Source organism: Amycolatopsis sp. NPDC059027, from assembly GCF_042739735.1.
Lineage (GTDB): Bacteria > Actinomycetota > Actinomycetes > Mycobacteriales > Pseudonocardiaceae > Amycolatopsis.
On sequence record NZ_JBHYIK010000065.1, the window covers coordinates 44,997 to 55,863 of the forward strand.

General features: G+C 70.1%; 6 protein-coding genes. 5 read left to right on the top strand and 1 reads right to left on the bottom strand.

Annotated features, from left to right (window positions below; genetic code table 11):
• The first annotated feature begins 169 nt into the window (after positions 1-169).
• From ACFWY9_RS34695 to hrpA, 4 genes are all read left to right on the top strand, one after another.
• Entirely contained in the window at positions 170-487 is a 318-nt protein-coding gene (locus ACFWY9_RS34695; RefSeq protein ID WP_378330172.1) for a hypothetical protein, read from the top strand.
• A gap of 124 nt (positions 488-611) precedes the next feature.
• Positions 612-1,790 (top strand): cation:proton antiporter, encoded by a 1,179-nt coding sequence (locus ACFWY9_RS34700; RefSeq protein WP_378340855.1) that lies wholly within the window; start codon positions 612-614, stop codon positions 1,788-1,790.
• A gap of 13 nt (positions 1,791-1,803) precedes the next feature.
• A complete protein-coding gene (locus ACFWY9_RS34705) occupies positions 1,804-2,967 on the top strand; it encodes a lactate 2-monooxygenase (RefSeq protein WP_378340856.1) in 1,164 nt (387 codons plus the stop codon).
• Between the two features lie 214 nt (positions 2,968-3,181).
• The gene (gene hrpA, locus ACFWY9_RS34710; RefSeq protein WP_378340857.1) at positions 3,182-7,075 is read left to right on the top strand and encodes an ATP-dependent RNA helicase HrpA; all 3,894 of its coding nucleotides are present in this window, start codon (positions 3,182-3,184) and stop codon (positions 7,073-7,075) included.
• Between the two features lie 177 nt (positions 7,076-7,252).
• On the opposite strand, the gene ACFWY9_RS34715 is transcribed toward hrpA, so the two are convergent.
• Complete coding sequence (locus ACFWY9_RS34715) at positions 7,253-8,956, bottom strand: bifunctional 3'-5' exonuclease/DNA polymerase (protein ID WP_378340858.1); 1,704 nt, start codon at positions 8,954-8,956, stop codon at positions 7,253-7,255.
• 170 nt (positions 8,957-9,126) lie between these two features.
• Between ACFWY9_RS34715 and ACFWY9_RS34720 the strand changes: the two genes are divergently transcribed.
• Positions 9,127-10,773 (top strand): acyl-CoA synthetase, encoded by a 1,647-nt coding sequence (locus ACFWY9_RS34720; RefSeq protein ID WP_378340859.1) that lies wholly within the window; start codon positions 9,127-9,129, stop codon positions 10,771-10,773.
• Positions 10,774-10,867: the final 94 nt, after the last annotated feature.

Consider the following 10,867-nt stretch of genomic DNA (forward strand, 5'->3'; position numbering starts at 1 on the left):
GCCGCACCCCCCGCGGGCGAGCCCTAACTGGACCCCCGGCTTCTCTCCGAGTCTCCGGGGCCTCTCCGCGCGGGGGTTCGTGCTCACTGCCCCCTTCAGCTCATCCCGATGCTATGTCCATTGTGGACTCTGGATGGGCGACCTTAAAGGAATGGTAAAGTGGGTCGCGATGACCGTGACCCGTGCCGCCGCGCCACGGCATCGATCCATCCTGCTCCTGCTGGTCGTGGCCTTCTTCCTCTTCGCGGACGCCACTCCCGAACTGCCCGGTGGCCCCGGTGGCCTGACGGCGAAGGCGGCCGTCGTCGCCCAGCAGACGGTGCCGCATCACGTTGCGGCCCATCCGATCCCGCCGGTCGACGTGCCGCGGGCGGCGACGGCAGGGGCGGCCCGTCCCGGCTTCGGCGAGGTCCTCGCCCAGCACACTCCCGTCGTGGTCCGGCGTCCCGCGCACGCCGCCGAAGCACGCGCTCCTCCCACGGCCTAGTACGCGTCTTCATTCCGTACTCAGCCGTACTCGGAGGTTTTCCCATGAGCGACGCTTGCGAGCGAATCATGGATATCATGCGCCGAAAAGGATTCAACACTGTCTCGCGGAGCGAGGCGATCGCATGAGTTCCGGTCATGCCCTGCTGGCCGTGGGCGGCGCGTTCCTCGCCGCCGGAGTGCTCGCGAGAGCCGGCGCCCGCATCGGGCTGCCCACCATCCCCCTGTTCATGCTGGCCGGCATCCTGCTCGGCCCGCACACCCCCGGACTGTCCCTTGTGGACGACCCGGGCGAGCTGGCCGTGCTGTCCGGGCTCGGCCTCGTCTTCCTGCTGTTCTACCTCGGCCTCGAATTCTCCCTCGACGACCTGGCGAAAGGCGGCCGGAAGCTCGTCGGTGCCGGGCTCGGCTATCTCGCGCTCAACATCGGCGGCGGGCTCGCCTTCGGCTTCGCGCTCGGCTGGGGCACGCGCGAGGCGCTCGTGATCGCCGGTGTGGTCGGGATCTCGTCGTCGGCGATCGTCACCAAGCTGCTGCTCGAAACCCGCCGGATGGACAACCCCGAGTCCCGGCTGATCATGGGTGTCATCGTGATCGAGGACCTGTTCCTCGCGCTGTACCTCGCGATCCTCCAGCCGGTGCTCAACGGCGCCGAGGGTTTCGGCCCGGCGCTGCTCGACTTCGCGAAGGCGTTCGGGTTCCTGCTCGTGCTGGCCGCGCTCGCGCGCTGGGGCGGACGGATCGTGTCGCGGTTCTTCGGCTCCGCCGACGACGAACTGCTCACGGTGTGCTTCGTCGGCGTCGCCGTGCTGGGGGCCGCGGTCGCCGACGAGGTCGGGGTGTCCGACGCCATCGGCGCGTTCATGGTCGGCGTGATGCTCGCCGGGTCGAAGGTCGCCCCCCGTGTCCACAGGCTCGTGCTGCCGTTGCGAGACGCCTTCGGGGCGCTGTTCTTCTTCATCTTCGGGCTCAGCATCGACCCCGGCGAGGTCGGCACGGTGGTCGTCCCGGTGCTGCTCGCCGTGGCGCTGACCATCGTGCTCAACCTGGCGGCGGGCGCGTTCGCCGCACGGCTGCACTCGTTCGACCGGGAGGCCGCGGTCACCATCGCGCTCACCGTGCTCACCCGCGGTGAGTTCTCGCTGGTGCTGGCCGCCCTCGCGACGTCGGCGGGGCTCGACGCGCGGATCGCGCCGTTCGTCGCCGGGTACGTGTTGTTGCTGGCTGTGATCGGGCCACTCGCTGTCACCCGATCGGCGCGGCTCAGCTGGTTGCTACCGGCGGGTACAGTGCGGTCCGGATGACGAGGAGACCCAGGTGAGCGAACGGTTCGGCGGCTACCAGAACGAGATCTACCTGCAGGGACTCGGCGGCACGTACCCGCCGTGCTCGACCGACGCCACGAAGCTGGAGGCCTCGGCACAGCAGCTCCTCGGGGCCGGGCCGTTCTCCTACGTGGCGGGCGCGGCCGGTTCGGGTGCGACGGCTCGCGCCAACCGCGAGGCGTTCGACCGCTGGCGCCTGGTGCCGCGGATGCTCACCGGCGCGACCGACCGGGACCTGTCGACCACCCTGTTCGGTGAGCAGCTGGCGGCGCCGGTGCTGGTCGCCCCGGTCGGCGTCCAGTCGATCGTGCACGCCGAGGCCGAATCGGCCAGCGCCCGCGCGGCGGCGTCGGTCGGCCTGCCGTACATCCTCTCGACGGCGTCGTCGACCAGCATCGAGGACGTCGCGGCGGCCAATGGCGAGGGGCAGCGCTGGTTCCAGCTGTACTGGCCGGCCGACTCGGACGTCTGCGCGAGCATCCTCGCGCGGGCGAAGCGGGCCGGGTTCAGCACGCTCGTCGTGACGCTCGACACGTGGACGCTGGCCTGGCGGCCCGGCGACCTCGACCAGGCTTACCTGCCGTTCCTGCACGGCGAGGGGCTCGCGATCCCGTTCTCCGACCCGGTGTTCCGCGGCATGCTGGAGAAGACGCCGGAGGAGGACACGCCCACGGCGGTGCTGCGGTGGATCGGGATGGTCACCGGCACCGACCGCACCTGGGACCGGCTGCCGTTCCTGCGTGAGCACTGGGACGGCCCGATCGTCCTCAAAGGAATCCAGCACGTCGGCGACGCGCGCCGCGCGGTGGAGGCCGGGATGGACGGCATCGTCGTGTCCAACCACGGCGGCCGCCAGGTCGACGGCGCGATCGCTTCGCTGGACGCGCTGCCCGGCATCGTCGCGGCGGTGGGCGACCGGATCGAGGTGCTGTTCGACTCGGGTATCCGCACCGGTGCCGACGTCGTGAAGGCGCTGGCCCTCGGTGCGAAGGCGGTGCTGCTCGGGCGGCCGTGGGTGTACGGGCTGGCCCATGCCGGCGAGTCCGGCGTCCGGCACGTGCTGCGGAGCCTGCTGGCCGATCTGGACCTGACGATGGGGCTGTCCGGCCACCGCACGCTCGCCGACCTCGGCCCGGATTCCCTCTCCCACGCCTGACCTTCCCGGTCGCCACCCGGCGGGGCCCATGCGTCCGCCGGGGAGCGGGACCGGGTCACCTACGGCATATTGGGACGACTCGCTCGTCACGCACGGCTATCCTTGGTCCCGGTACCAATCCGACCGAAAGCAGGCGGATACGGTCCGCAGCCGACCTGCTCGTAGATACCCTGTCCGCCGTGGCTGCCGTCGGATTGGTAACGAACGGCACAGTATGTCCACACCATCCCCCCTCGAAGCGCAGCGTGCCCGGCTGCCGGAGTTGATGCTGCGTGACGAGCATCGGCTGCGGCGGCGGCTCGACGGCGCCCGCCGCGCCCGCGACAAGCAGGCCGTCGCGGCCCAGATCGCCGCCGACATCGACGTCGCCGAGCTGCGCGTGCAGACGAGGCGCGAGAGCGTCCCCAAGATCGAGTACCCGGCGGAGCTGCCGGTCAGCAAGCTGAAGGACGAGATCGCCGACGCGATCCGTGAGCACCAGGTCGTGATCGTCGCGGGGGAGACGGGGTCGGGCAAGACCACGCAGCTGCCCAAGATCTGTCTCGAACTCGGCCGCGGCATCCGGGGCCAGATCGGGCACACGCAGCCGCGGCGGCTGGCCGCGCGCACGGTCGCGGACCGGATCGCGAGCGAGCTGAAGACCGAACTCGGCGAGGCCGTCGGCTACAAGGTCCGGTTCACCGACCATTCGGGACAGGACACGCTTGTCAAGCTGATGACCGACGGCATCCTGCTGGCGGAGATCCAGACCGACCGGATGCTGCGCCAGTACGACACGCTGATCATCGACGAGGCGCACGAGCGCAGCCTCAACATCGACTTCATCCTCGGCTATCTCAAGCAGCTGCTGCCGCGCCGCCCGGACCTCAAGGTGATCATCACCTCGGCGACAATCGATCCGGAGCGGTTCTCGAAACATTTCGGGGACGCCCCGATCGTCGAGGTCTCCGGCCGTACCTATCCGGTCGAGGTCCGGTATCGCCCGATCGTCGACCCGGACGATCCTGCCGCGGATCCGGACCGCGACCAGACGCAGGCGATCTGCGACGCGGTCGACGAACTGTCCGCCGAGGGCCCCGGCGACATCCTCGTGTTCCTCTCCGGCGAGCGCGAGATCCGCGACACCGCGGACGCGCTGAACAAACAGGATCTCCGCAACACCGAGGTCCTGCCGCTCTACGCGCGACTGTCCTCTTCGGACCAGTACCGGGTCTTCCAGCGCCATACCGGCCGCCGGATCGTGCTCGCCACGAACGTCGCCGAGACGTCGCTGACGGTGCCCGGCATCAAGTACGTCATCGATCCCGGCACCGCGCGGATCTCGCGGTACAGCCACCGCACCAAGGTCCAGCGGCTGCCGATCGAGCCGGTGTCGCAGGCGTCGGCGAACCAGCGCAAGGGCCGGTGCGGCCGGACCTCCGACGGCGTCTGCATCCGGCTGTACTCCGAGGACGACTTCGACGCGCGGCCCGAGTTCACCGATCCGGAGATCCTGCGTACCAACCTCGCGTCGGTCATCCTGCAGATGACGTCGCTGGGACTCGGGGACATCGCGGCGTTCCCGTTCGTGGAGCCGCCGGACCGGCGCCAGGTCTCCGACGGCGTCCAGCTGCTGCAGGAACTCGGCGCGTTCGAGACGGATGACGCGGCGGCGAAGGACGAGGGCAGGCGGCTCACCGAGATCGGGCGCAAGCTCGCGCAGCTGCCGGTCGACCCGCGGATGGCGCGGATGGTGCTGGAGGCCTCGCACAACGGCTGCGTCCGCGAGGTCATGATCATCGCCGCCGCACTGTCCATTCAGGACCCGAGGGAGCGACCGGCCGAAAAGCAGCAGGCGGCCGACGCCCAGCACGCGCGGTTCGCCGATCCGACGTCGGACTTCCTGGCCTACCTGAAGCTGTGGGAGTACGTCACCGATCAGCAGAAGGCCTTGTCCAGCAACCAGTTCCGCAAGCTGTGCCGCAACGAGTACCTGAACTACCTGCGGGTGCGGGAATGGCAGGACATCTTCAGCCAGCTGCGTCAGCTCGCGAAACCGCTCGGCATCACGCTGAACACGGAGCCCGCGGATCCGCAGCGCATCCACACGTCGCTGATCGCCGGGCTGCTCTCGCACATCGGGCTCAAGGATCCCGCGAAGGGTGACTATCTCGGTGCGCGGGGCGCGCGGTTCGCGGTGTTCCCCGGTTCGGCGCTGTTCAAGAAGCAGCCGCGCTGGGTGATGTCGGCGGAGCTGGTCGAGACGTCCCGGCTGTGGGGTCGGGTCAACGGCCGGATCGAGCCGGAATGGGTCGAACCGCTGGCCGGGCACGTCGTCAAGCGGAACTACTCCGAGCCGCACTGGGAACGCAAGCAGGGCGCGGTCATGGCGGTGGAGAAGGTGACGCTGTACGGCGTCCCGCTGGTGGCCGACAGGCGCGTCAACTACGGCAAGATCGATCCCGAGCTGTGCCGCGAGCTGTTCATCCGGCACGCGCTGGTCGAGGGCGACTGGCAGACCAACCACAAGTTCTTCGCCGAGAACCGGGCGCTGCTCGACGAGGTCGAGGATCTGGAGAACCGCGCTCGCCGGCGGGACATCCTCGTCGACGACGAGACGTTGTTCGAGTTCTACGACGAGCGGCTGCCCGCGGACATCGTCTCGGTGCGGCATTTCGACAGCTGGTGGAAGAAGGCGCGGCGCGAGCAGCCGGATCTGCTGAGCTTCGAAAAGGCGATGCTGATCAACGATTCCGCGGGCGGGGTGCGGGAGGCGGACTACCCGGATTCGTGGACCCAGGGCACGCACGCGTTCGCGCTGACGTATCAGTTCGAGCCGGGTTCCGACGCCGACGGCGTCACCGTCCACATTCCGCTCGCGGTGCTGAACCAGGTCACCGCGGACGGATTCGACTGGCAGGTGCCGGGCCTGCGCGAGGAGCTGGTGACCCAGCTGGTCAAGGCGTTGCCCAAGCAGCTGCGACGCAATTTCGTGCCCGCGCCGGATCACGCGAAGCTCGTGCTCTCCCGTGTCGGGCCGGCCGACGGGCCACTGCTCGACGTCGTGTCCGAGGAACTCGAGCGGCTGCGCGGGGTTTCCGTGCGGCCGGAGGACTTCCAGCTCTCGTCGGTGCCCGACCATCTGCGGATGACGTTCCGGGTGCTCGACGACCGGCGCCGGAAGGTCGCCGAGGGCAAGGACGTCGAGGAGCTGAAGCGCCGTCTTTCGGGCAAGGTGCGGGCGACGATCTCGAAGGCCGCGCCCAGCATCGAGCGTGCGGGCCTGACCTCGCCCGCGTTCGGGGAACTGCCGAAGGTGTTCGCGAGCAAGCAGCGCGGCCACGACGTGCGGGCGTACCCGGCGCTGGTCGACGAGGGTTCGTCGGTCGCGGTGCGGCTGCTCGACACGCCGGGCCAGCAGGAGAACGCGATGTGGGCGGGCACGCGGCGGATGCTGCGGCTGAGCCTGAACTCGCCGATGAAGTTCATCACCCGGAACCTGAGCAACTCCGCGAAGCTCGTGCTCAACCGGAACCCGCACGGCAGCGTCGCCGGGCTGCTGGAGGACTGCGTCGACTGCGCGGTCGACAAGCTGATGGCCGAGGCCGGGGGACCGGTGTGGGACGAGGCCGGGTTCGCGGTGCTGCTGGAGAAGGTCCGGGCAGGGCTGAACCCGGGTGTATTGGCCGTGCTCACCGAGGTCGAACGCATCCTGCGCGCGGCGAACGACGTCGAAACCGTGCTCCCCGACGCCCGCGGCCCGGCGGAATCGCTCGCCGACATCCGGGCGCAGCTGGCCGGTTTGATGTATCCGGGTTTCGTGACGGCCACTGGCCAGGACCGGCTGCCTCATCTGGTGCGTTACCTGCGGGGAATCGAGCGGCGGCTGGACAAGCTGCCGACCGACCCGACGCGGGATCTGCAGCGCACCGCCGACGTCGCGTGGATCACCCGCGAGTACGAGGACGCGCTGGCCTCGCTGCCGCCGGGCGAGTCGTCACCGGCCCTGCGTGAGGTGCGCTGGATGATCGAGGAACTCCGCGTGAGCTTCTTCGCCCAGACCCTCGGCACCGCACACCCTGTCTCGCTCAAACGCATCACCCGAGCCATCGACGACGCCCTCGCCTGATCACGCGAGTTCTCCGTCCAATCACGCGAGTTACGCGCCTGATCACGTGAGTTACGCGCCTGATCACGCGAGATCTCCGTCTGCGCACACTGGGGCCGTTCGTGATCGAGTGGCGGTCTCGCGTGATTGAGCGGCGATCTCGTGTGATTGGAGGCGGAACTCGCGTGATGGGGGACGTCACTTGGCGTCGGCGTAGGTGTCGACGGGGGCGATGTGCAGGGGGAAGCGGACAGGGCAGGCGGGGCCGAAGAGGAGGCGCGCGGCTTCGGTGACGCTGTCCACAATGGACGCGGAGATTTGGTCGGCGAGTTCGGCGGGGGTGTGCACGATGACCTCGTCGTGCTGGAAGAAGACGAGGTGCGCGGGAGCGGGAAGGCGCTGGCGCAGGGTGGCCAGCATGATGGCGGTCATGTCGGCGGCGCTGGCCTGCACGACGAAGTTGCGGGTGAACCGGCCCCAGCCGCGGGAGGCCCGGCGCGCCTTGGTCTCCGCCGCCTCGTCCTCCGCGAGGCTGCCGGTCAGTGCCCGCCAGGCGGCCGACGGCGCCGGGGACGTCCGGCCCAGCCGCGAGCGAACGCGTTCGCCGCGTTCGCCTGCCTGCGCCGCATGCTCCACATAGGACACCGCGTCCGGGAAACGCTGACGCAGCAAGCCGAGCAGCGGACCCGCCTCGCCGGACGTGCCCCCGTACATCGCCGAGAGCATCGCGATCTTCGCCCTGTCCCGATCGCTTCGCTCGTCGTGCGCCGGGGCGACGTAGCGGGCGCCGGAGAACAGCGCCTCGCCCAGCCGCGCGTACAGATCCGTCGCCGCCGAGACCTCGGCGAGCCGCCGGTCGCCGGACAACGCCGTCAGCACCCGGGGTTCGAGCTGGGCGGCGTCGGCCACCACGAGCTTCCAGCCCGGGTCCGCGCGGACGCAGGTGCGCAGGATCTTCGGGATCTGCAGCGCCCCGCCGCCGCGGCTGGCCCAGCGCCCCGACACGACCCCGCCGACGACGTAGTGCGGGCGGAACCGCCCGTCGGTGACCCATTCGTCGAGCCACGCCCAGCCGTTGGCGGTATGCAGCCGGGACAGCTCCTTGTACTCCAGCAGCGGCTCGACGGCGGGATGGTCGATCCCGCGCAGCAGGTACTTCCGCGCCGACGGCACCTCGATCCCGGCCCTGGCCAGCGCGCGGACGACGGTGGCAGGCGAGTCCGGGTTGACCGGGCGCCCGTCGAAGGCCGCGCTGATCCGCTCCGCCAGCTCGACCAGCCGTTTCGGCCGCTGACCCGCCGGGACACGGGCACCCAGCCGCTCGGCGAGCAGCTCCCGGTGCAGATCCGCGCGCCAGGGCAGCCCGTCCGCCGACATCTCGGCCGCCGCCAGCGCGCTCGCCGACTCCGCGGCCAGCAGCAGCCGCATCCGGTCAGGATGCTCGGTGGCGGCGATCCGGCGTTCCTGTTCGGCCAGCACCCGGCGGGCCGCGTCGAGCACCGTGACCCCGGCGGGCAGCCCCGGCCCGCGCGTCTCGAACAGCGTCGGCTGCGCCAGCTCGGCGAACGCCGGATCGTCACCCTCGGGCACCTCTTCGCCGTTCGCTCTCGCCAGCGCCGCGCGCAGGCCGCGTGACTCGCTCTCCCGGCCCTCGTAGGCCAGCAGCAGCCCCTCGGCCAGCGTCAGGTCGTGACAGCGCCGGACCCGCAGCCCGCCTCCGACCAGCACCGGGTAGAACTGCTCGGCCGAGGTGAACACCCAGCGCGGCGCGTGCTCGGCCTCCAGTCGCCGGGCGTGCGCGACCAGCGCCGCGTCGTCGAGCCCCGACCGGCTCCACGACGGCGCGTCCGGGGCGTGGACCGCGTGGCTCCCGTCCTCTTCCTGACCGGCGAACACCTGCACGGACACAGTGTGCGGGCGACCACCGACAATTCCGGCCGCGATCACCGTCCGGCACCACTCTGGTGCGGCGCGCGTCGTTGGTTTACTGTCGAGTAGCTCCCATACCGCCGGTACGGCCCCGCCGGTGTGGGTCCTCGACGCGGCAACGAAGCAGCAACGGAGGTACCCGGATGAAGTACCCGGCCAACGTGGCCGAGTTCGCCACCTCGGTGACGGGCAAGGTCGCCGAGACGGTGCGCAGCGTGGACGTCATGCGCCGTGCGGGCCTGGTCCCCTTCCCCCGGCTCGACGAGGGCCTGCGATCGCTCATCGCGATCAACAAGTACGGCCCCTTCGCCGGTGCCAATCACATCTCCGCGCGGCGGAACCCGTCCGCGGTCGGCATCGTCGACGAGCTGGGACCGCTCACCTACAAGCAGCTCGACGACCGGTCCAACGCGCTGACCAGGGCCTGGACCGAGCGTGGCCTCGGCACCGGCTCGGTGATCGCCGCGTTGTGCCGCGACCACCGCGGCCTGGTCGTCACGATGGCCGCCGTCGGCAAGCTCGGCGGGAAGCTGCTGCTGATGAACACCGGCTTCGCCAAGCCGCAGCTGACCGACGTCGCCGCGCGCGAAGGCGTCACCGCGCTGGTCTACGACCACGAGTTCACCGGGCTGCTCGACGCGATCCCGGACACGGTGGACCGCTACCTCGCGTGGGTCGACCCCGGCCAGGAGCTGGCCGACCGGTCCGTCCCGGTGCTGGACGAGCTGATCGCGAGCACCGACGACCGGCCGGTGCCGACCCCGGCCAGGCCCGGCGGTTTCGTGCTGCTGACCAGCGGGACCACCGGGACACCCAAGGGCGCGCCGCGGCCGCACACCTCGGCGCTGGCCTCCGCGCAGTTCCTCGACCGGATTCCGTTGCGCGCCAACGAAGCCACGTACATGGGCGCGCCGCTGTTCCACGGCACCGGGCTCTCGCAGTTCATCCTGTCCTCGGCGCTCGGCTCGAAGGTCGTGATGCGCCGGAAGTTCGATCCGGAGGAGGCACTGCGCGGCGTCGCCGAACACCGGTGCACCGCGCTGGTCCTGGTGCCCACGATGTTGCAGCGCATCGTGGACCTGCCCGCCGAGGTGCTGGAGAAGTACGACACCTCGTCGCTGCGCATCATCTTCGTCGCCGGGTCGGCGTTGTCGCCGGATCTCGGGAACCGGGCGAACGCGGCGTTCGGGCCGGTCGTGCACAACCTCTACGGCTCGACCGAGGTCGCGGTCGCCACGGTCGCCACGCCGGAGGACTGGGAGAAGGCGCCGGGCACCGTCGGCCGTCCCCCTGTCGGCTGCAAGGTCGCGCTGTACGACGAAAAAGGCGGCAAGATCACCGAGCCGAACGTGACCGGGCGGGTGTTCGTCGGCAGTGGGCTCAGCTTCGGCGGGTACACCGACGGGCGGCACAAGGAGATCATCGACGGGCTGCTTTCCAGCGGCGACGTCGGGCATTTCGACGAGGACGGGTTGCTGTTCATCGACGGCCGTGACGACGAGATGATCGTTTCGGGCGGCGAAAACGTGTACCCGATCGAGGTGGAGAACCTCCTCGTCGAACGGCCGGACGTGCTGGAGGCCGCGGTGATCGGCGTCGAGGACGCCGAGTTCGGGCAGCGGCTCAAGGCGTTCGTGGTGCTCAGCGAGGACTCCTCGCTGGACGTCGAAGGCGTTCGTGACTACGTGAAGGCGAATCTGGCCCGGTACAAGGTGCCGCGCGACGTCGAGTTCCTGGACGAGCTGCCGCGCAACGCGACCGGCAAGGTCCTGCGCAACAAACTCCGCTGACGAGGTAAGCGCCTTCAGGCCCACCGAACGACGTGCCGTTAAGGCCACCTTACGGGCGTCCGACGCCCGTAAGGTGGCCTTAACGGCATTAGGC